This window comes from Marinitoga okinawensis (assembly GCF_055387075.1).
This window is the reverse complement of the sequence record NZ_AP042422.1, coordinates 1347159-1369349: the sequence shown is the minus strand read 5'-3', so window position 1 is coordinate 1369349 and position 22191 is coordinate 1347159. Positions and strand designations below refer to the sequence as shown.

At 27.9% G+C, this 22191-nt stretch carries 23 protein-coding genes and 7 tRNA genes; 16 read left to right on the top strand and 14 right to left on the bottom strand.

From position 1 onward, the window contains the following. The first annotated feature begins 207 nt into the window (after positions 1–207). On the top strand, positions 208–1806 hold the full coding sequence (locus ACZ5CK_RS06815) for an IS1634 family transposase (RefSeq protein ID WP_464581076.1): 1599 nt from the start codon (positions 208–210) through the stop codon (positions 1804–1806). 223 nt (positions 1807–2029) lie between these two features. On the opposite strand, the gene ACZ5CK_RS06810 is transcribed toward ACZ5CK_RS06815, so the two are convergent. Both ACZ5CK_RS06810 and ACZ5CK_RS06805 read right to left on the bottom strand, forming a co-directional pair. Then, a complete protein-coding gene (locus tag ACZ5CK_RS06810; RefSeq protein ID WP_464581075.1) occupies positions 2030–2656 on the bottom strand; it encodes a deoxynucleoside kinase in 627 nt (208 codons plus the stop codon). Further along, complete coding sequence (locus tag ACZ5CK_RS06805) at positions 2644–3276, bottom strand: deoxynucleoside kinase (protein ID WP_464581074.1); 633 nt, start codon at positions 3274–3276, stop codon at positions 2644–2646. Before ACZ5CK_RS06805 ends, ACZ5CK_RS06810 begins: the two co-directional genes overlap by 13 nt. Before the next feature lie 129 nt (positions 3277–3405). Between ACZ5CK_RS06805 and ACZ5CK_RS06800 the strand changes: the two genes are divergently transcribed. Together ACZ5CK_RS06800 and ACZ5CK_RS06795 are read left to right on the top strand one after the other, a co-directional pair. Continuing rightward, positions 3406–4338: an alpha/beta hydrolase gene (locus ACZ5CK_RS06800; RefSeq protein WP_464581073.1), complete on the top strand. Its 933-nt coding sequence runs from the start codon at positions 3406–3408 to the stop codon at positions 4336–4338. After that, a complete protein-coding gene (locus ACZ5CK_RS06795; RefSeq protein ID WP_464581072.1) occupies positions 4313–5350 on the top strand; it encodes a DUF362 domain-containing protein in 1038 nt (345 codons plus the stop codon). The genes ACZ5CK_RS06800 and ACZ5CK_RS06795 overlap by 26 nt, the downstream gene beginning before the upstream one ends. A gap of 9 nt (positions 5351–5359) precedes the next feature. On the opposite strand, the gene ACZ5CK_RS06790 is transcribed toward ACZ5CK_RS06795, so the two are convergent. From ACZ5CK_RS06790 to ACZ5CK_RS06760, 7 genes are all read right to left on the bottom strand, one after another. Continuing rightward, entirely contained in the window at positions 5360–5695 is a 336-nt protein-coding gene (locus ACZ5CK_RS06790; protein WP_464581071.1) for a hypothetical protein, read from the bottom strand. Positions 5696–5769: 74 nt separating this feature from the next. Next, positions 5770–6888, bottom strand: a complete 1119-nt coding sequence (locus ACZ5CK_RS06785; RefSeq protein WP_464581070.1) for an MFS transporter — start codon at positions 6886–6888, stop codon at positions 5770–5772. Between the two features lie 150 nt (positions 6889–7038). Further along, complete coding sequence (locus tag ACZ5CK_RS06780) at positions 7039–7989, bottom strand: ABC transporter permease (protein ID WP_464581069.1); 951 nt, start codon at positions 7987–7989, stop codon at positions 7039–7041. Beyond that, the gene (locus ACZ5CK_RS06775) at positions 7986–9062 is read right to left on the bottom strand and encodes an ABC transporter permease (protein ID WP_464582972.1); all 1077 of its coding nucleotides are present in this window, start codon (positions 9060–9062) and stop codon (positions 7986–7988) included. The genes ACZ5CK_RS06780 and ACZ5CK_RS06775 overlap by 4 nt, the downstream gene beginning before the upstream one ends. Continuing rightward, positions 9037–10581: an ABC transporter ATP-binding protein gene (locus tag ACZ5CK_RS06770; RefSeq protein ID WP_464582971.1), complete on the bottom strand. Its 1545-nt coding sequence runs from the start codon at positions 10579–10581 to the stop codon at positions 9037–9039. Before ACZ5CK_RS06770 ends, ACZ5CK_RS06775 begins: the two co-directional genes overlap by 26 nt. A gap of 170 nt (positions 10582–10751) precedes the next feature. Then, positions 10752–11843, bottom strand: coding sequence for a BMP family lipoprotein (locus ACZ5CK_RS06765; protein WP_464581068.1), 1092 nt, complete (start codon positions 11841–11843; stop codon positions 10752–10754). Positions 11844–11847: 4 nt separating this feature from the next. Beyond that, entirely contained in the window at positions 11848–13785 is a 1938-nt protein-coding gene (locus ACZ5CK_RS06760) for a hypothetical protein (protein WP_464581067.1), read from the bottom strand. 271 nt (positions 13786–14056) lie between these two features. Between ACZ5CK_RS06760 and surE the strand changes: the two genes are divergently transcribed. Genes surE through ACZ5CK_RS06735 form a run of 5 tightly spaced genes read left to right on the top strand, consistent with a single transcriptional unit; the run spans position 14057 to position 17505 of the window. Further along, complete coding sequence (gene surE, locus ACZ5CK_RS06755) at positions 14057–14833, top strand: 5'/3'-nucleotidase SurE (protein ID WP_464581066.1); 777 nt, start codon at positions 14057–14059, stop codon at positions 14831–14833. Beyond that, on the top strand, positions 14817–15347 hold the full coding sequence (def, locus tag ACZ5CK_RS06750) for a peptide deformylase (protein WP_464581065.1): 531 nt from the start codon (positions 14817–14819) through the stop codon (positions 15345–15347). Before surE ends, def begins: the two co-directional genes overlap by 17 nt. After that, positions 15344–16288, top strand: coding sequence for a methionyl-tRNA formyltransferase (gene fmt / locus ACZ5CK_RS06745; RefSeq protein WP_464581064.1), 945 nt, complete (start codon positions 15344–15346; stop codon positions 16286–16288). The genes def and fmt overlap by 4 nt, the downstream gene beginning before the upstream one ends. Before the next feature lies 1 nt (position 16289). Next, on the top strand, positions 16290–16505 hold the full coding sequence (locus ACZ5CK_RS06740; RefSeq protein WP_464581063.1) for a heavy-metal-associated domain-containing protein: 216 nt from the start codon (positions 16290–16292) through the stop codon (positions 16503–16505). Position 16506: 1 nt separating this feature from the next. After that, positions 16507–17505, top strand: a complete 999-nt coding sequence (locus ACZ5CK_RS06735; RefSeq protein WP_464581062.1) for a lysylphosphatidylglycerol synthase transmembrane domain-containing protein — start codon at positions 16507–16509, stop codon at positions 17503–17505. A 33-nt stretch (positions 17506–17538) separates the two neighbouring features. Here ACZ5CK_RS06735 and ACZ5CK_RS06730 read toward each other — a convergent pair. Then, positions 17539–17626, bottom strand: a tRNA-Leu gene (locus ACZ5CK_RS06730). 390 nt (positions 17627–18016) lie between these two features. Here ACZ5CK_RS06730 and ACZ5CK_RS06725 point away from each other — a divergent pair. The 5 genes from ACZ5CK_RS06725 (at position 18017) to ACZ5CK_RS06705 (ending at position 19298) form a co-directional block, all read left to right on the top strand. Further along, complete coding sequence (locus ACZ5CK_RS06725) at positions 18017–18187, top strand: hypothetical protein (protein WP_464581061.1); 171 nt, start codon at positions 18017–18019, stop codon at positions 18185–18187. A 4-nt stretch (positions 18188–18191) separates the two neighbouring features. After that, positions 18192–18950, top strand: coding sequence for an ATP-binding cassette domain-containing protein (locus ACZ5CK_RS06720; protein ID WP_464581060.1), 759 nt, complete (start codon positions 18192–18194; stop codon positions 18948–18950). A 68-nt stretch (positions 18951–19018) separates the two neighbouring features. Continuing rightward, positions 19019–19107: transfer RNA gene (locus ACZ5CK_RS06715), tRNA-Leu, on the top strand. A 27-nt stretch (positions 19108–19134) separates the two neighbouring features. After that, positions 19135–19211: transfer RNA gene (locus ACZ5CK_RS06710), tRNA-Met, on the top strand. Positions 19212–19221: 10 nt separating this feature from the next. Further along, a tRNA-Met gene (locus ACZ5CK_RS06705) sits at positions 19222–19298 on the top strand. Between the two features lie 39 nt (positions 19299–19337). On the opposite strand, the gene ACZ5CK_RS06700 is transcribed toward ACZ5CK_RS06705, so the two are convergent. Both ACZ5CK_RS06700 and ACZ5CK_RS06695 read right to left on the bottom strand, forming a co-directional pair. Then, positions 19338–19601: a diguanylate cyclase gene (locus tag ACZ5CK_RS06700; RefSeq protein WP_464581059.1), complete on the bottom strand. Its 264-nt coding sequence runs from the start codon at positions 19599–19601 to the stop codon at positions 19338–19340. 4 nt (positions 19602–19605) lie between these two features. Next, positions 19606–19968, bottom strand: a complete 363-nt coding sequence (locus tag ACZ5CK_RS06695; protein WP_464581058.1) for a hypothetical protein — start codon at positions 19966–19968, stop codon at positions 19606–19608. 249 nt (positions 19969–20217) lie between these two features. Here ACZ5CK_RS06695 and ACZ5CK_RS06690 point away from each other — a divergent pair. From ACZ5CK_RS06690 to ACZ5CK_RS06680, 3 genes are all read left to right on the top strand, one after another. Beyond that, positions 20218–20306 (top strand) — tRNA-Leu (locus ACZ5CK_RS06690). A gap of 27 nt (positions 20307–20333) precedes the next feature. Further along, positions 20334–20410, top strand: a tRNA-Met gene (locus ACZ5CK_RS06685). Positions 20411–20420: 10 nt separating this feature from the next. Beyond that, a tRNA-Met gene (locus ACZ5CK_RS06680) sits at positions 20421–20497 on the top strand. Positions 20498–20542: 45 nt separating this feature from the next. Here the strand turns inward: ACZ5CK_RS06680 and ACZ5CK_RS06675 are convergent. Continuing rightward, positions 20543–21157: an HAD family hydrolase gene (locus ACZ5CK_RS06675; protein ID WP_464582970.1), complete on the bottom strand. Its 615-nt coding sequence runs from the start codon at positions 21155–21157 to the stop codon at positions 20543–20545. A gap of 89 nt (positions 21158–21246) precedes the next feature. Then, positions 21247–22188 (bottom strand): carbamate kinase, encoded by a 942-nt coding sequence (arcC, locus tag ACZ5CK_RS06670; protein WP_464581057.1) that lies wholly within the window; start codon positions 22186–22188, stop codon positions 21247–21249. Positions 22189–22191 lie beyond the last annotated feature (3 nt).

Genomic DNA, 22191 nt, shown 5'->3' with positions numbered 1-22191 from the left:
GGCTATTATTTATTCCTGACTTTGACACAAAAATGGCGATTTTTGGGTAAATAGGACGGTAGAATGCGGGTTTGAGGTGCGTATTTTTCAGGAAGTCGAAAAAATGTGTGGCTAACTTTTGTTACATATAATTAACTATACATATTGTTATTTAGCTTCTTTTAGTGGTATAATATATATGACAACCACTAAAAGGGGATGATTATAATGTATCCTAAAATATCAAAAGTTAAAGGTAAGAGATATTTAAGGATAATGGAAAGTGTAAGAGAAGGTAAGAAGGTTAAACAAAAGACAGTGGTAAATTTTGGAAATGTTGATAATTACACTAAAAAAGATATAATTAAACTTGTAGATAGTTTGTTAAGGATATTTGAAATAGAAGGATACGAAAAAATAGATGATGATTTAATGGAAGAAATAGCAAGAAAGAATTACGGAATACGATTAATAGTAAATAAGATATTTGACAGATATGAAATGAAAAGATATTTTGAGAAGATGAATACAACATATGATGTAGAAGAGATGTTAAAAATAATGGTAATGAATAGAATAATAGAACCGAGGAGTAAATTAGGAATATTTAATAATTTAGAATATTTAGGATATACACCAGTAGAAGTTAGTGAAGGAAAAGAATTAGAAAAAGATGAAGTTATGTTGCATTGGTTGTATAGAACATTAGATGTATTAGCAGAAAATAAAGAAAGTATAGAAAAACATTTGTATAATCAAAGAATAAGTTTGTTTAATACAACAGTAGATTTAGTATTTTACGATGTAACTACATTAGCCTTTGAAACACAACAAACAAATGAGATATTACAAATGGGATATTCAAAAGATAAGAAATTTAATGAATCACAAATAGTATTAGGTATGTCAATAGATCAAGATAAAATGCCAGTGAGTTTTGATATATATCCAGGTAATACATTTGAAGGACATACATTTAAAGATGCAGTTGAAACAATGAAAAAAGAATATCAATTAGGAAAAGTAATAGTAGTATCAGATAGAGGAATGATGAGTAAAAAAAATATAGAAGTAGTAGAAAATTCCAATTATGAATTCATAGTAGGTAAATCAATTAAACAATTAAAAAAAGTAAATATATTTGATGGAGAATTCATAGAAATAGCAAAAGGAATAAAATATAGAGAAGTTCAATACGATAATAATAGATTACTCATAATATATTCAGAAGAAAGAGCTAAAAAAGATAGAGCAGATAGACTTAGATTAATTGAAAAAGCAAAGAAAATGCTTGAAAATAATAATGTAGATTCAATGAATAAAAGAGGAGCTAAAAAATATTTAAAAGAAGAAAATAAACAGAATTATATATTAGATAATGAAAAAATAAAAAATGATGAAAAATACGATGGATATTATGGAATAATGACAAATACTAAATTAAATCCAAAACAAATATTAGAACAGTATCATACATTATGGAAAGTAGAAGAAACATTTAGAACATTAAAAAATTATCTAGAAACAAGACCTATATTTCATTGGACTCCTAAAAGAATAAAAGGTCATATAGTAATGAGTTTCATATCTTACATAATGCAAAGAACATTAGAATTAGAACTAGAAAAAAATAACATTGATTATTCACATGAAAAAATTAGAGAGACTATTAAAAATATGGAATATTCAGAAGTAAGATTAAAAGACAAATTATTTGCATTAAGAGCCAATTTAAATGAATTTCAAAAATCAATATTAAAAATATTAGAAATAGAAAAACCTAAAAAAATGATGGATTTAGATGAATTTAAAGAAAAATACTTCTAAAATACGCATGAATAGCTAAAAAGAGGGAGGTGTGTGGCTAATTTCTCTTTTTACAAAAAGTTAACAATCGCTGTTTTTCTTATTATTTCTCTTTTTGAGAATTTGAGTTACAAAAGTAGTGTCAAACTCAGGAGACAGGTAAACAACCATATTGTCATTATAAAAGAAATGTTTGGATAAATTTTAAGTTAAATAAATAATAGCCGCAATTTGCGGCTATTATTTATTCTACATTTTCTAATTCTAATATTTCTGATATATCTTGAACGATTTTATCTATATATTCTGGATTTTCAACTATATCTATTTTATCTCCATCAACCACATATATTTTTGATTGATCATAAGTATTTATCCAATCTTTATATAAATCATCTAATTGCTTCCAATATTCAATAGGAACAGCCATTTCCATCTCTCTTCCTCTTTTTTTAATTCTTTTTACTATAGTATCTACACTAGTTTTTATATATATTAATAGATCAGGTTTTTTTAAATATTCAAGCATTGTATAGAATATTTGATTATATGTTTCATATTCTCTTTGACTCATTTTTCCATTATTATATAAGTTTCTTGCAAAAATTTCTGCATCTTCATATATTGATCTATCTAAAATAGCATTGTCATCAGAAGCTATAATTTGTTTTATACTGTTAAATCTATGAAATAAGAAGAATGTTTGTAAATGATATGACCATTTTTTTTGATCTTTATAAAAATCTTCTAAAAATGGATTATCATTTACAGATTCATAATAAGGTATAAAATCTAATCTTTCTGATAATACTTTCGTAAATGTTGATTTTCCTGCCCCTACATTCCCCGCTAATACAATCATTTTACCCATATTTTCCCCTCCAGATAATTTACTATATTTTCTAATAACTCTTTTAATTGAGTTTCGTCAAAAACATTAAAATTATTTCCGTCTACGTATATATAATCTTTTAAATTTGAAAAATACGATTTATATCCTTTATCAACCATTTCTAAATATTCTCTGGCTATGGTTTTTTCCATATCTCTGTTTCTTTTTTTAATCCTTTCAACAACTGTATCAACATCTGTATCTATATAAATTAAAACATCTGGTTTCACTATATCTTCAGTTAAAATGTCGTATATCTTCAAAAATTTTTCTTTTTCTTTTAGGTTGGTTATTGTGATGTCAGCAAATATTTTATTTTTAAGCATATCATAATCAGATACTACAATATTTGAGTAGGAATCTTTATGATACTGTTTATACCTCGAAACTAAAAAAAACATCTCTGTTTGAAAACCTACATCTTCATTTTTATATAATAATGGTAAATAGGGATTATTTTCAAATTCTTCCAATATTAATTCATCTGCATTAATTTTATAAAAAATAGCATTTGCTAAAGTAGTCTTTCCACTACCAATGTTTCCTTCAACATTTATCCTTATATTTTTTCCATTAAAATATTCTGCAATTTTTTCCATATAATCCCCTCCAAAAGTGGTATAATATATTATATATTAAAAATATGTATCTTATCTTTATTTTTCTTTAAATTTTTCTATATGTTGTAGTTATTAAAATCACAAATACTATAGATTGTGAGGTGTAACATGATATTTGCAAAAAATTATGATGATAATCCAATAATATTAAAAGAAGAAAATAGCAAAACAATTTTAAAATCTAATTATCCATGTGAATATCCCGAGTCCTCTAAAATACCTTTGTATATATATGATGCTAAATCTGATAAAACGCTTCTTTTTATACATGGGTTGGGTACTAGAAATTTAAAATATTTAAAATGGTTTCCAGAAAATTTTGCTAAAAATGGTTATAATAGTGCTTTAATGATTTTACCTTATCATTTTGATAGAACACCTAAAGGCCATAAAAGTGGAGAGTTATTTTTATCAACTACGGATAATTATATTTTAAGATCACGTTTTGAGCATTCAGTAGTGGATATACTTACTACTTTAAATTATTTAAAAGGGAAATTTAAAACAGATTTATATTTAATGGGCTTTAGTTTTGGAGGTATGGTATCAACAATAGCTGCTTCATTAAGAAATGATATTAAAGGGTTATCTTTAGCAGTTACAGGAGGAAATTTTTATCATATTACGTGGAAGAGTTTTGTAACTGGTGTTCTAAGAGTCCAATATGAAGAAAATAAAGAGTGTAATCCCGAAAAATGTTTAAATTACCATCTAAAAGAATATCCTGAATATTTAAATAGTTTAGAAAATCCAGAAATAGAGTTAGATAAAGCACCAATTGCTTGTTTTGAATATGATCCTTCCACATTTGCTAAATTTATTAAAAGTCCAGTTATTATGTTTAGAGCATTGTTTGATATATTTATACCTAAAAAATCTACTTTAGATTTATATGAAAAGATAAAAACACAAAAAGAATTATACACAATTCCTACAGGACATTTATCTTCATATCTGTATAGAAAATATATTTTGAAAAAAACTATAAGTTTTTTCAAAAAAGAGGTGAAATACGATGAAAGTATATTTAAAAACATGTAAGGATTATAATAATGTTGAAAAGGTATTATTACCTATTTTAGAAAATTATAAAAATAGATTTAAAAGTGGGGATAAAGTATTAGTAAAACCTAATTTGTTATCACCCAAAAAAGTTGAAACGGGAATAACAACTCATCCAAAGGTAGTTGAGGCTGTATTGAAATTTTTATTAGATTTAGGCACAAAACCTTATTTAGGTGATAGTCCAGCTATAGGAAGTGCATTAGAAGCAGTTAAAGCTAATGGTATTTATGATGTGTGTAAAAAATTAGATGTTCCTATTACGGAATTAGATGAACCTGTTGCTGTAGATGGTGAAATATATAAAGGAATAAAAATCTCTAAAAAAGTTTTAGAAGCTGATAAAATTGTAAATATTGCCAAACTAAAAACACATGTGCAAATGATAATGACATTAGCTGTAAAAAATACATTTGGATGCGTAGTAGGGAAAGAAAAATCAGCATGGCATTTTAGAGCAAAGACAAATACTAATTTTGCTAATGTATTGATAGATATTCATAATATAGTAAATCCTACTCTAAATGTATTAGATGGTATATTAGGTATGGATGGTAATGGACCAGCCAATGGATTTACTAGAAAATTTAATGTTATAGGAGTTTCTGAAAATGGTTATGCATTAGATCATGCAATAATTAAGTCATTAAAAGTAAAGGAAAAATATGTTTATATAATAAGAGAAGCCATGAAAAGAAATTTAATACCTCATTATGAATTAGAGAGTGATTGGGAAGGAGGAAAGATTAAATTACCTTTAACAGCACCAATATTTGAGACAGTAACAAATTTAACAAGAATTTTTGAAAGAGTGCCAAAAATAAATCCAGATAAATGCGTTTCATGTAAAATATGCCAAAATAGATGTCCAGCAGAGGCTATAGATATTGATAATAACAAAACAATTGATTATTCAAAATGTATTAGATGTTATGTATGTCATGAAGTTTGTCCACAGGACGCTATAAAATTAATAAGAAGAATAATATAAAAAGAGGCTTTAAGCCTCTTTTTCATTAAATTCTCTTATTTTTTTAATTCTCTCAGGATTTAAATAATTTAAGCAACATCCTGATCCAAACATTTTTACTTTTAAATTAATGCTATTTTCATATTCTACAATTTCATTATATTTACTACATTTGTTATCTTCTGTTAAATATTCACATTGATTTTTTTCTTCATTCCATTTTCCATAATAACATGGTGTATGTTTACAACAATAACCGCATTGAACACACACAGGGCATTGTTCTTCAACATTATTCATTTTTTCAAATAATTTATCAAAATTGTCAATATCATCTAAATCTTCAAAATCATCATAAAAAAACATAAAATTCCCCCTAATTTTTTTTATAGTATATAATATTTGAAGGAATAACAAATTGCGGTGTAGTTACAATAATTTTAATTTTTGGACATCTTATTTCTTTTATACATTACAGGAAAAATTATTCCAAGGAATATTGAAAACAAACTAACGCTAAAAAGCACAAAACTTACATTATTGCCAAAAAGTGCAGAATATCCACTTGAAACAAAATTACCAATAGCCCATGCAAATCCCATTGAAACAGAAGAAGCAAAACTCTTATTTTTGGGCATTAAAAATTGTGCTTCTACTATATTTGCTGACATTGTTAGAAATCCAAAAGCATCAAATGCAGCAAATGCTAAAACTCTCAAAAACTCTGTATTCATATATAGTAGTAATATTCCAAATACACCCATTCCCATGAATCCGATGAAATTAATAAATTTAAATCCTATTTTGTCTCTTAAATATGTTCCATAATAATTAGTGAACATTCCTACAATCATGCCTATACTTAAAGTTGCACCACCTATAATTAAACTGGAGCCTTTTAAATTAACGTATATAGGTACAAAAGTATGAAATATATTCATTATAAATCCTCTTAAAGCAACCATGAGAAAAACAGGAAACAATAACCAAATTTCTTTAAAATCTGGAATTCTTTTTTTAGATATCTCAGTTTTTTCATAATTCCATAATTTTTTATAAAAAAAGATTAAAGAGAACAGACTTATAAAACCAATATAATACATTTTTTCTATACCAAACAATTTTATATAAGAAGTAATAAAAATTGGACCTAAAGCAGCACCAAATGTCCCAAAAACAGAAAACCAGGCAATATGAGAACCTTTATTTAATCTTCCAGCAAAACTTGCACCAACAGGATGAAATGCAGAATTAGTTAAACGAATAAAGAATATTAATGTTATTAAAATATAAAAGCTATTTACAAAACCAATTAATGAAATTAATAAAATCTCTAAAAATAATAATATTATTACATAAACACCATCTCTTTTTTTTCTATCAAAAAATAATCCAAAGGCAATTTGAAATAAAGAAGAAAAAGCACCTATTAGAGTAATTAAACTTGTAAAAGTTCTGCTATCTATTCCAAATTTTTCAATAAAATATGGTCCAAGTGGTTTAAAAAAGGAGTTTAAAAAATCAGCTAAAAAATGAGCTAATGAAATAGAAAAAGTCATAATATACCCCCTATTGTTAGTATTACGAACAAATTATATCATAAAAAATATTAAAAAACAATAAAAAATTCGGTTGCTATAAACAACCGAATGAAATTTATATTATATATTCTGTAAAAAAAGCCCGAAATATCGGGCTTTTCAGACTAATTATTCTTTTTCGTATGGGATACCATCTGCTGCTGGTGGTCTTGTTTTTCCAACAAATCCTCCCACAACTATAATTGTAATAACAAATGGTAATAAGTTAAGTAAAGCTTTCATTTCAGGAGGTATATCAAGAATTGATTGTAATTGAATATTCAAAGCATCAGATGCACCAAATAATAAAGCGGCCCACATAGCTCCAACTGGATTCCAATTACCAAGAATCATAGCAGCTAAAGCAATAAAACCTTTACCACTTGGCATATTTTCTTGGAATTGACCTAATTCACCTATACTTAAATAAGCACCAGCAAATGCTGCTAAAACACCACTCATTAATACACCAAAGTACCTAATTCTAAAAACATTAACCCCCAATGTATCTGCGGATTTTGGGTTTTCACCAACAGCTCTCATTCTCAAACCTAAAGGGGTTTTATATATTAAGAACCAACTTATAGCTACAGCTATAAATGCTAAATAAACAAATATACTCATTTCATCAAATATTTGTCCGAAAAATGGAACATTTTGAATTGCGTGTATTTTTATTTTAGGAATTTTTGCAACAAAATCTGTTTGACCTGAATGGCCAAAAATAGGTTCCATTAAAAATCCTGATAATCCAGTTGCAATAAGAATTAAAGCAGTTGCACTAACTATTTGGTCCGCACTCCATCTAATAGAAACATAAGCGTGCAACCATGCTAACATAACACCTGCAACAATAGCACCAATAAGTCCTAACCAAGGATTTCCAGTATAGAAGGTGAAAACTACAGCTGTAAAAGCACCAATTTTCATAATTCCTTCTAAAGCAATATTAGTTACACCAGTGATCTCACTAAATACGCCACCAAGAGCTGCAAAAATTAAAGGTGTTGCACTCATTAACATTAATTTATAAAAAATAGGTGTAGATAAACTATATATAACGGCTTGGAATACGTTCATTTGGATTCACCACCTTTAGGAGATGAAAATTTAAGTAATAATGTTCTAACAATTCTATCAGCAGCAACAAGGAATATTATAATACCTTGAATTATAGTAACAATATCATCAGGAACTTTTGCGAATTGCATAGCATTTGAACCTGTTCTTAAAGATGAAATTAAGAATGCTGCAAAAATAATACCTATAGGATTATTCTGACCTATCAAAGCGATTGAAATACCATCAAAACCTTTACCACCACTAAAATCTCCAAAAATTCTATGATGTATAGCCATAACTTCCATTGAACCAGCTAATCCAGCTAATGCACCACTAATTGCCATGGTTAAAACAATATTTTTACTTAATGATATAGCTCCAGCTTCAGCAGCATAAGGATTGAAACCAACAGCTTTAACTTCATAACCAGTTGTTGTTTTTTCTAATAGTATATAAACTAGTATTGCAGCTACAATTGAAACAATAATACCTGAAGGTAAAGTTGTAGCTTGTACTGTCATTAAAGGAGGTAATTGGGCACTTTGGGCTATTTCAGGTGATTTTGGCACACCTTGCCCAACAGCTAAAGGTCCAGCAACAAAATAATTTGTTAAATAAACTGCAATCCAGTTAAGCATTATAGTAGTTATAACCTCATGTGCTCCTGTGGTAGCCTTTAAATAACCAGCAATTGAAGCCCAAAAAGCACCGCCTAAAATACCAGCCAACATAGTAATAGGAATGGCAAATACTGGTGAAACACTACCCAAGTTAAGACCTACCATTGTAGAAAAAATAGCTCCCATCATCAATTGTCCTTCAGCACCAATATTAAAAATACCAGCTCTAAATCCAAATCCAACAGCTAAACCTGTTAAAACAAGAGACATCATTTTAGAAATATTAGCAGCTAATGCAGCTTTATTTCCGAATGCACCCTGCAACATAACCCAATAAGCAGTAAATGGATTTTTTCCGATTAGCAATATAACGATTCCAGCAATAAATAAGGCTATTATTACAGAAGTAACGGGTACCAGTATATTCATTGCATTTTTTGAGAGTTTATTTTTCAATTGAATCCCCTCCATGTGATAGCTTTTCTTCGATTTTGACATCTTCGAGTTTGTGTCCTGCCATCATTAAACCGAGTTCTTCTATGGTTACCTCATCAGGTTTTACCTCACCCATAATTTCTCCCTCATACATAACAATTATTCTATCAGAAAGAGAAAGAACTTCTTCTAATTCCATAGATACTAACAATACAGCCACATCTTTGTCTCTTAAATTTAATATTTCTTTATGAACATATTCAATGGCTCCAACATCTAATCCTCTTGTTGGCTGAGCAATAACAATAAATTCAGGATTAAAACTAACCTCTCTAGCAATAACAACTTTTTGTTGATTACCACCTGATAAATTACCTGTAGGAATAGTTCCGTCTGGTGGTCTTACATCAAATCTTTTTATTAATATATCAGCGTTCTTATAAATAACTTTATGGTTTAAGAATCCATTTTTTGCAAAAGGTTCTTTATAATGTTTACCTAAAATCAAATTGTAATAATTAGGATATTCTTTAACCATTGCATATTTATATCTATCTTCCGGTATATGTCCAATATTTCTTTCTCTTAATTCTCTAACAGTTTTTTTAGAAACATCTTCACCCTTAAAAATATATTTACCTTTTTCGATTTTTCTTAAACCTGTTAAAGCTTCTACTAATTCAGTTTGACCATTACCAGCAACACCAGCAACTCCTAAAACTTCCCCTTTTCTAATTTTAAAATTTATACCTCTTACAGCATCCAAGTTTCTATTGTCTTTTACCCATAAATTTTCAACTTCAACAGCCACTTCTCCGGGAGTTTTTTCTGGTTTTTCAATTCTCAAAACTACTTCTCTCCCTACCATCATATTAGCCAATTCTCTAGCATTCGTATCTTTTGCAGCAACATTACCTGTAACTTTTCCTAGACGCATAACAGTGATATTATCACTTATTTCCATAACTTCGTGTAACTTATGGGAAATAAAAATAATACTTTTTCCGTCATCTCTTAATTTTCTTATAATTTCGAATAGTTCTTCTGTTTCTTGAGGAGTTAAAACAGCAGTAGGTTCATCTAAAATAAGTATTTCTGCACCTCTATATATAGTTTTTAAAATTTCAACCCTTTGTTGCATGCCAACAGGGATATCTTCTATTTTAGCATCAATATCAACAAATAAACCGTATTTTTCTGAAAGTTCTTTTACTTCTTTCCTTGCTTTTTTAAGGTCAAAAAGCATACCATTTTTTGGTTCTGAACCTAATACAATATTTTCAGCTACTGTTAATGTGTCAACTAACATGAAGTGCTGATGAACCATACCAATACCTGCTCTAATTGCATCACCAGGACCTTTGAAAACTTTTTTTTCACCAAAAATGTAAATATCCCCAGATGTTGGGGTGTATAATCCATATAATTGATTCATTAATGTGGATTTTCCTGCACCATTTTCACCTATAATTGAGTGGACTTCTCCCTTTTTAAGCATAAAATTAACATGATCATTAGCTAGAACTTTTGGGAATTGCTTTACAATGTCTTTCATTATAACGGCATATTCCTTTTTATTTATGGAAGACAAATCTATACTCAACTCTTACACCTCCTAACATTAATAGCTTATAAATATTGAAGGACTTCAATATTTACAAACTATTAATGTTTTAAATTTATAAATAAGGCGGGATAACCCCGCCCCATAAATCAAAAATTTAATTAAAATGGAAATTCAATATCTGCTGAGAAGTTGTTTAAATCATTTTCATTGTCAGGAACAACTAACAAACCGCTCTTTATAGCATAATTTAAGTATTCTATTTCAGCTAAAACTCTTGCAGGTACTAAACCTTTTGTGTATTTCATTTGTGATAAACTTACACCATCATCTTGAACACCTAATACTCTTACTCCGCCTCTAAATCTGTTTCTATAAGCATCACTTACACCTTTGTATGATGCATTGTCAACTCTCTTTTGAGCACTTGCTAAAACATATCCTGGAGCCATATAATCTTGATCTGAGTCAACACCAATTGCGAAGTAACCTTCACCTTTTTCAAAATATTTGTCAATAACTGTAGCTAAATTAGCATTTGCATCGATTCCGTATAATTTTAATGATTTTTCTTTTGCAGCATCAATAACACCATTTCCACAAGCACCAGCAGCAGCAAATATAATATCAGCGCCTTCTGCATATTGTGCTAATGCCATTGATTTACCTTTTGCAGCGTCTGTAAACGATTCTGTGTAACCTACAATAACTTCAACATTTTCTCCATAAATATCATTATATGTTTTTACACCAGCCATGTAACCGTATCTAAATCTTTCAACTGGAGGAATTGCAATACCACCAATGAAACCAACTTTTCCTGTTTTTGTCATAGCAGCAGCTAAGTAACCGACAAAGAATGCTGATTCTTGTTCTTTAAACAAAAATAATTGAACATTTTTAGGTACTTTTCCGCCTTCTGGAGGAGCAATATCAATACCGATGAATTTTGTTGCTGGATATTGTGGTGCAACATCAAATAATGCATTACTCATCATGAATCCAACAGCAATAACAACATCTGCTTCTTTAGCAGCGTTTGATAAATTATCAACATAGTCACTTTGTTCTTTTGATTGAATAACTTGAACGTCAATACCATATTTATCTCTTGCTCTTAATACACCAGCCCAAGTTCCATCATTAAATGACTTGTCACCTAAACCCCCTACGTCTGATACCATAATAACCTTAAATGCAAATGAAGAAACTACCAATGCCATCAATAAAACTAAAAGTACAGCTTTCTTCATAACCTTACCTCCCTTTATAGAATTTGATAATTAATAATCCGCTTAAAGCGGTAAATATTAACATTAAAATCCCAACTGAAGCGTTAATACTAAACGTTTGAGCACTTAAAACAGGATATTTAAATTCGGATAATATGTGTAATGTATGTGGTTTTATAAACGATAGGATTGATGCTATTCCCATTATCGTTAAACCTACACCTTTTAATATAATGTTTTCATTTAAATAGAAATATAAAAATCCTAAGATCAATAATAATAAAACTCTATTACCCCAATCAGAGAGAAGAGGTTTAATATTAATTGGTTCATTAATCTTCGATGAGAATACTGATAATAAATTAGGCTTATAATTAACAAGAATATTTGATTTAATTAATTTATTTTCTAAAGTATTTTTAAATAAATTTCTAAAATTTTCATCCGAATATTTTAGAATATTTGAAACATGAGTATTGTATCTGTTTAAACCTTTTTTAATATATTTAGATCGTTTTATAGAATTTTTTTCAAATTCTTCCAAAACACTTTTGAATTCATCAGTTAATTTATTATATACTTCATAATTTTCAATATATAATCCATCTTTTAATAAACCAACACTAGCTCTTCCATCTTCAAATTTTAAATAATCGAGAATTTTATTTTTTCCTGAATCAACCAAGAACTTTTTTAAAGCTGAATTGTATATGTATCTTATATCAGAGTACTCAGCCGATAATTGTGAATCAATATATGCAACATCTTTATTTGCAAAAGAATATGGATATAATAGGACATCATTAAGCAATGTTTTTTGCATAATAGAACTATGAAAATCAGGATTATTTTCCATTTTTATTTCTTTTACATCTTTAAACATTGGAATATTCATTATTACTAAGAACAAAACAATTAAAGATATGTTTATTATTCTATTTAACCAGTGGACATTTCTACCAAATGCTTTAAAGAAGGAAGTAATTAGTATCAAAGCAAAAGCTAATAAGATAAATGTACCATAAATAAATGATGTTATCATATCTTTTGAGAAATTATAATAACCTATGATGTAGACAAATTCACTTAATGTTATACCAAGAAATAACCATTTATATAAAATCTTTTTCCTTAAAGCAAAAACCACAATAAGAGCGATTAAATAAATTAAAAATCTTATCCATTCATTGCTTTTTTTAACCTCTGCGTTATTTAAGAAAATATTTATTACTTGTTGAGTATCGTTTTTTATAGTACCTGGAACAAACGATAAAACTTTTGAAGCAAGATCATCTATTTCTATTTCTAAATCTTCTCCAGTAATATCCATCTTCGATATTTCTTTTATTCCTTCTTCTAAAGTATCTTTGTTCTTTGCTATAATATTATCAAAAAATGAATCAGGGTCTCCTTCATAAATATAATATTCAGGAGCTTCTAATTTTGCACGTCTATTTTTCATTCTAATTTTCTTTAATGTTTTGTTAGGGGAATCTTTAACTAATCCTAAAGAATAAGCAATTGTATTTTTTACATATAAAAAACCAGTATCTTGTAAATATGAAGAATATTCTTCTAGAGCAGTATAAAAAGCTGGCAATGATCTAATTGATTCTTCTTTTAAACTTTTTCCTGCTAAATCGCTTTGAACATATGCAAGAAATCCTGCAAAAGCAATTTCATCTTCAAGAGAATTAAAATGATGTTCTTGGGATATTGAAGAAAGGTGTTTGGGTATATAGGAAGGTCTATCTGTATATTCAGCACTTCCAACCATCTGAGTTTTATAAAATTTATATAATCCCATGTTTTTTAATTCTTCAAAGAACCAATTTAACTTTTCTGAATGGCTATTATACATATTAACATACTCTACATATGATTTTTCTATATTAGCCATATTTAAAGAAAAAATACTGATAGTTATAAGGGAAAATATAATTATCAAAACACTCTTTTTCACAAAAGCACCTCCTAAGAAATTTCAAATTACTAAAATTATTATATCACAATATATATGAAAAATGCATATGGATATTATCACATTTTTTTTTAAAATTCAAGAAGATTGTGTAATAGGTTTTATTAAATTTATATGTTTATTCTGTTCTGAATAAACTTCTTTAAAGTTTAAAGCAAATAATCTAGATTTTTAAAGAAAAAATGTTATAATTAGTTGTGTTTAGAGTTCTTTAAAGGAAACTTTTTTAGAATTTAATTTTGAGGTGATATTTGTGAATATTCTTGTAACAAATGATGATGGGATTATGGCTCCTGGGATTTTTGTTTTAAAAAAAGAATTAGAGAAAAAGCATAATGTATATGTTGTAGCTCCTGATGTAGAAAGAAGTGCAACAGGACATGCTATAACTATAAGAAATCCATTATGGGCGAAAAAAATATACACAAATAATGAATTTTTAGGTTATGCTGTTAATGGAACTCCGGCAGATTGTGTTAAACTTGGATTGGAGGCTATATATAGTGATATAAATTTTGATATAATAATAAGTGGTATAAATAAAGGTCCGAATTTAGGTACAGATTTATTATATTCGGGAACTGTTTCAGGAGCCCTTGAAGGGTCTTTGAATGGATATCCATCTATTGCAGTTTCTTCTGCGGACTATCAAAATCCAAATTATGAAACTGCAGCAAAATTTGTATTAGGATTTCTTGAAGAAATTGAAATTACGGAAATGCCTGAATTTAGTGCTTTAAATATAAATGTTCCAAATGTTGAGTATTCACAAATAAAAGGTTATAAAATAACCCGACAAAGTAAAAGAAGGTATAGAGATTATTTTGAGGCAAGAAAAGATCCATATGGTAATACATATTATTGGATGTTGGGTGAAATCATTGAAGATGACAACGAAAAAGACTCTGATTATTTTGTTTTAAATGAAAATTATGTATCAATAACACCTATTAAATCATTCTTAACAGATTTTGAATATATGAAAAAATTAAAAAAATATAAGGAGGATAAAGATGAATTTGAAGGTTAGATTGATTGGTGATCCAGTTTTAAGAAAAAAGGCTAATAAGGTTGATAAAATAGATGAAGAATTTTTAAATTTATTAGAAATAATGACAGAAACGATGTATAGAGAAGATGGTGTTGGATTAGCTGCACCCCAAGTAGGCATAAGTAAGAGATTTTTTATAATGGACGATGGAAAACAATTGAGAAAGGTTATTAATCCAGAAATAATAGAGTTTTTGGGCGATGAAGTTGTATTTGAAGAAGGTTGTTTAAGTATTCCAGGAATATTTTTGAATGTGAAAAGGCCTGAGGGAGTTAAAGTGAAATATACCAATGAAAATGGTGAAGAAATTATAGAAGAATTGCATGAATATACGGCCAGAATTTTTCAACATGAATATGATCATCTTGAAGGAATTTTATTTGTTGATAAAGTAAGTACTGCAGCTAAAGCAAAAGTAAAGAGCAAGATAAAAGATTTAATGAAAGAAGGAAGAAAAATAGCTAAAGAATTTGGGGAAGTTGAAATAAAATGAGAATCGTCTTTATGGGTACTCCGGATTTCGCTGCTATTCATTTAAAAAGATTAATAGAAGAAAAATTTAATATAGTTGGGGTGTTTTCACAACCAGATAAGCCAAAAGGTAGAGGTAAAAAAATTATTCCAACCCCAGTAAAAATAATAGCTGAGGAAAATAATATTCCGGTTTTTCAACCGAAAAGTGTTAATTTGAAATTAGGATATGAGTCTTTAAAAGAATTGAGCCCAGATATTATAATTACAGTAGCATATGGAAAGATATTAAAAGAAAAAGTAATAAAATTACCTAAATATGGTTGTTGGAATGTTCATGCTTCATTATTGCCAAAATATAGAGGAGCTGCTCCAATTCAAAGAGCATTGGAAAACGGCGAAAAAGAAACGGGGATATCTATATTTAAAATTGTGGAAAAATTGGATGCTGGACCAATAGCGTATATTAAAAAAACACCAATTTATTTAGAAGATAATTTTGAAAGTTTATATAATAGATTAGCTAAAATAGGTAGTGAGTCATTAGTAGAATTTTTAAATAAATTTGATAAATATACGGAGAAATTGATTTATCAGGATGATTCTATGGCAACATATGCTGATAAAGTAACAAATGAGGATACTTATATAGACTGGTTTGATACCAATGAAAGAGTTTTTAATAAAATAAGAGCATATGATCCAATACCTGGTGCAAAATGTGAATTAAATGATCAAATCATAAAGCTCTATGGTGCATCTTTAAGTAATATGAAAAATGATGTACCGGGTAAAATATTATCAATAGATAAAGAAGGTATGGAGGTTTTTACAGGACAAGGAAGTGTGAAAATAAAAAGAATTCAATTTCCTGGTAAAAAGATAATAAATGTAATTGATGCATATAATGGTAGAAAAATTAAAGTTGGAGATATATTAAAAAACATAAAAAGGGGTGAATGAAATGGCAGAAACATTTAACATGTATATGATTAAAGGATATAAAACAGAAAAAGATGCAGATATTATTGAAGAAGTTTTAAAAAATATTGATGGAATAATTAAATTTAAAATTGAGAAAGCATTTGGAGCAGTAGAATTAACTTATGATGATGAAAAAGTTACCAGAGAAGAAATTAGCAATAAATTAAAAACAAAAGGTTTTGAGTTGAAATATTAAAATGAAAAATAAGAAAAAGTATTTATTAGGTTTTATATTTGCTATAATAGCAACGATAACTATATTAATATTATTTTCAGGAATAAGAGGTTTTGTGAATAGTTTGCAAGAACTTGCTGAATATAAATATTTTTATTTATATTCAGCAATTGCATTGATAACATTTAAATGGTTAGTAGAAAGTGCAATAATTAAATTATTATTGCCTGATATAACTTTGAAACATGCATTAAATTTTACTCTTATAGGTCAATTTTATAGTTATTTAACTCCATTTTATACTGGAGGTCAACCATTTCAAATAGTATATATAACTAAGCATGGTATTGATCCGAGTAAATCCACAGCGACAATTTTATTTAAAACATTTATTTTTCAAATAACCATGGCAATTTTTGGTGTTATAGCTATAATATATTCATACTTTAATTTTCCATATACCATAACTATAGGTATTATTTCTGGAGTGCTTTTAAATTCATTTGTAGTGTTTTTAATATTGTTTTATGTTATTAATCAAAATGCGGCTATAAAGACAACTTTGTATTTTGTAAAATTACTAAAAAAAATCGGTATATTAAAAAATCCAGATAAACATTTTGATGAAATTATAGTAAAAGTAAAAACGTTTATTAATATTTTTAAGAATGAATCAAGAAAGATTTGTAAAATTTCTTTAGTATTTCTTTTAAGTATTTTTCAGTTTGCATGTTCTTTTCTTGTTTTGCCAGTGGTTTTAAAGGGATTTAATAAAAATATAAATTTAAACACAATTTTTAGGTCATTAATTACTCAAATAACTGCGTCAGTTGTTCCCACACCGGGTACATCTGGCGGAGCAGAAAGTATTTTTTATCTGGTTTTTTCGGATGTATTACCTCAAAATAAAATACCTGCAGTAATAATATTATGGAGATTTTCTATATATTATTATGTATTATTAATAGGTGGTATTGTAGTATTATTTAATCATAGATATAAAAAAACAATAACCAAATAAAAAGAAGGAACCACACGGTTCCTTCTTTTTATTTGGTGCCGAGGGCGGGACTTGAACCCGCACGGGATAAACTCCCACATGGCCCTCAACCATGCGTGTCTGCCGATTCCACCACCTCGGCAAGCCTTTCATATTATACAATAACTTTTATTTTTTGTCAACTGCTTATTCTAGAATTTTCACCGGATGACCGAATATTGTTTTGAATATTTTATTTTGAACTTTGTCTACAAACTGATATTTATTAAAAATAAATGTTTTTTAGATATATTTAATCAAACTGTCTGGGTTATTTTATCTTATAATAATCGATATATTTTTTGTTAACACTAAAAACTAATTTAATATTTATTTTTTATTCACATATATGAAATTATATCCAAAAATTTTTTTTGGAAACTTTTAATAAAGATGAAAATCATAAAAAATTTACATAGTATGTTGGTAAAATAAATATTTTTTCAAAATATTGTATATATTTTTGTATTATTATTAAGTAGGAGGTGTTTTGATGGAATATAAGAAAGATAAAATAGACATTTTATCCCAATATGATTTTTTAAAAAAGATAAAAGAGATTCAAAATGAAGAGGATTTAAAGGTTTTTACAAAAAAACGTTTTTTTAATTCCATCCAAAACGTAAATGAGAGGTCTGAAGATAAAGAAATCAAAAATAGGTGAAAATATGATGTATTATGAAGATGAAGTGCCTGTAATTGAAGTAAAGAATTTTTCTTTATATATGAATAATAAAGAAGTTTTGCAATCTGTAAATTTGGAATTATACAACAATGAATCTGTTTTGATTTATGGTGAAAGAAATTCTGGAAAATCAGCATTGTTAAGATCATTTCTCCATTTAAACGAAGAGCTTTTTCAAAATGTGTATGGTAAAGGCGATATAAAATATAAAGGTATAGATGTTAGAGAGCAAGATAAAGATTATCTGAGAAATAATATTACATATACTGAACCACAATATTTACAAAATCTAAATTATATTTCCTTAAAAGAATTACTAAAAGTATCTTTAGGTATAACTCCTCAAACGTTTTCATACGAGCATATAGATTTATTGAAAAAATTAAATCTAATGGAAAAATTTTTAGATTTAAAAAGTTTAAAATATTATAATGATCTTTCAAACTGGTCTAGTGCTGAAAAATTGAGTTTATTAATTTTTATATCTTTAGCAAGAAATCCTAATGTGTTTATGTTTGATTCTATATTAGACCATTTGGATGATATTTTATTAAAAAATATAAAAGATGCAATATCAGAATTTAAACAAGATAGAGTTATGATTTTTGCTACAAGAAATTTATTTAGATATTTGGATATATGTAATAGAATAATATATCTAAAAGATGGAAAAATTATTGCAGATTCTACCCCTAATGAATTTATTATTAATTTTAATCAAAATAAATTTAGAAATTTGTAACTAAAGGGTATTGACAAAAAGGATAAAAAATGATAAAATAATCACGGTTGAAATAACCAAAGAAGGTTGCCGAGGTGGCGGAATTGGCAGACGCTGCGGACTTAAAATCCGTTGGGTGGAGACACTCGTGTGGGTTCAAGTCCCACCCTCGGCACCATTTTTATTTACTCTCTCTACTACGCGGTGCGGGGTGGAGCAGTCTGGTAGCTCGTCGGGCTCATAACCCGAAGGTCGTAGGTTCAAATCCTGCCCCCGCTACCATTTTTTTTATGGCGGCGTAGCTCAGTTGGCTAGAGCATGCGGTTCATACCCGCAGTGTCAAGAGTTCGAGTCTCTTCGCCGCCACCAATGAAATAAAAAAAGAGAAGCAATTTCGCTTCTCTTTTTTTATTTATATTTATATTTATATTTATATTTATATTTATATTTTCTGGTCTTTTTTAGGATTGACTTCATTCTGTACATATTCTTATCTGCAATTTTTAAAGTGTTTTCTAATGATTTATTAAATTTTGAAACTCCAAATGAAATTGAAACTGGAATAGGATGTTTTTTTAAATCTTCTTGGATTTGTAAAAATTTATTCATAGCAATTTTTTCTTTACAATCTTTCATTATTGCAATAAATTCATCTCCACCATATCTAATCAAATAATCAATAACTATTATTTTTTAAATTATTTCCTAGAAATATTAAATGTGGTTTCAAATATAAATTAACAAGATTTTCTTTACCATATCCTATTTTTTCTATTAAAACATTATTTAGAAATATTTCTGCATAATTTCCAGATAGTTCGGGAAATACTAAATAATTTTTATTAGTTTTATTAAAATATGTTTTAAGAATTAAAGTATTTCCCTTTAATGTTTTAATAATAGGTATTTTTAATTTATTCCCATTTTCGTCTATCCAAGTATTTAGTTTATAACCATTTAAATTATTAAGGTTATAAATTGTAATCCATATAGCTATAAAAATACTAATTCCTGCTAAAAATGATAAAAATTTTTTCATCATTACCCCATCCTTCTATATCTATTAGTAAAACTAATTTAATTATATCTTTCTTAACATAAAATGTCAATAAGATAAATATATTTAAATTAATAAACAAAAAGTTAACTTATAGATTATTATTGATATATCATCATAATATATTTAAAAAACACCAATAAATTCATAAGGATTTTGTAACTAAAAAGGTATTGACAAAAAGGATAAAAAATGATAAAATAATCACGGTTGAAATAACCAAAGAAGGTTGCCGAGGTGGCGGAATTGGCAGACGCTGCGGACTTAAAATCCGTTGGGTGGAGACACTCGTGTGGGTTCAAGTCCCACCCTCGGCACCATTTTTATTTACTCTCTCTACTACGCGGTGCGGGGTGGAGCAGTCTGGTAGCTCGTCGGGCTCATAACCCGAAGGTCGTAGGTTCAAATCCTGCCCCCGCTACCATTTTTTTTATGGCGGCGTAGCTCAGTTGGCTAGAGCATGCGGTTCATACCCGCAGTGTCAAGAGTTCGAGTCTCTTCGCCGCCACCAATGAAATAAAAAAAGAGAAGCAATTTCGCTTCTCTTTTTTTTTATTTATAAAATATCTTTCCACTTATTTTTTTCATCTACATGAATAAATTTAATTCCAACTTTTTCACTAGCTTTATCAAAAGCAGTATCTCCTATCATAATACAGTCTTTTGGATCTATTTTCAATTTATTTATAATTTCAATAAAAAATTTTGGATTGGGCTTACAATAATGAGAGTTTTCCATATATGAAACATATTCAAAATCATTAAAAGTCATATTTATAAAATTAAGCCTTTTTTCTACAGCGATTTTTGGAAATACTGGATTAGAAGCAAAAATTAATTCATGTTTAGTTTTCTTAACAGCTTCTAATAACTCATTATTTAGCTTTATAATTTTATTTAATTTTGGAAATTCATTTTCATAAAAATTGATAAATAAATCATACCAGTATTCTTTTTCTTTTCCATTTTTTTCTGCCATTATTTTGAGATAATAATCCAAATTATTAGTATCTTCGTTGTTCTTTTTTATCAATTCAGATGTTGCTTCTAAAATAATATTTATAATGTTTTTATCATTTATCTTAGCATATTCTAAAAAAGAAGTAAAGTAATGTTTTTGAAATTCTTCTTCTGGATTTTTTATTAAAGTTCCATCATAATCTAAAAATATATAAATAATTTCACCTCCAAATAAAAAGGTCTGGATTGTGGGGAGAGGGAGAGATTCACAATCCAGACAATGGTTTTAGTTAAATTTTATTAAGGTATAATTTTTGTTCCAGTTTTTCCTTCTAAAGCATCTTTTAATTTTTCCATATCAGTTATTAATGCGGGTTTTCCAGAATCTTTTACAAATGATATACAAGATTCTATTTTAGGCAACATACTACCTTTTGCAAAATGTCCTTCTTTAATATATTTTTCTGCTTCCTCAATTGTAATAGTATCTAATTCTTTTTGATCTGGTTTGTTAAAATTAAGATAAACTTTTTCAACAGCTGTTAAAATAATAAATTCATCAGCACCTAAAATTTTAGCTAATAATGCAGAAGCTCTATCTTTATCAATAACAGCTTCTACTCCTTTTATGTCTCCGTTTTTTTCTAATATAACAGGTATACCACCGCCACCACCTGCTACAACTATAACGTCATTTTCAACTAAATCTTTTATAGTATTTTTTTCAATAGCATCTAATGGTATTGGAGATGGAACAACCCTTCTCCAACCTCTACCAGCATCTTCCTTAAATAACCAACCTTTTTCTTCCATCATTTTTTTAGCATCTTCTTCACTATAAAATGGTCCTACTGGTTTTGTTGGGTTTTGGAAACCAGGATCATTTTTATCTACAACTATTTGTGTAACAACAGCTGCAACATCTCTTTCTACTTTTCTATCTTTTAGAACGTTTTTTAATTCTTGAACTATCATATAGCCCAAATATCCTTGTGTCATTGCACCTAATACATCCATAGGAAATGGAGGTATAGTGTCTTTTGCTATATCCTGTTGTAATAATAAATTACCTACTTGTGGGCCATTTCCATGTGTGATTACTAAATCATAACCCATTTCAATCATGTCTGCCAAATAGGATGCAGTAGATCTAATGTTTTTAAACATGTTTTCTGCTGTTGCTTTTTCACCAGGTCTGTTAACTGCATTTCCCCCTATGGCTACAACTGCTAATTTCTTCATGTT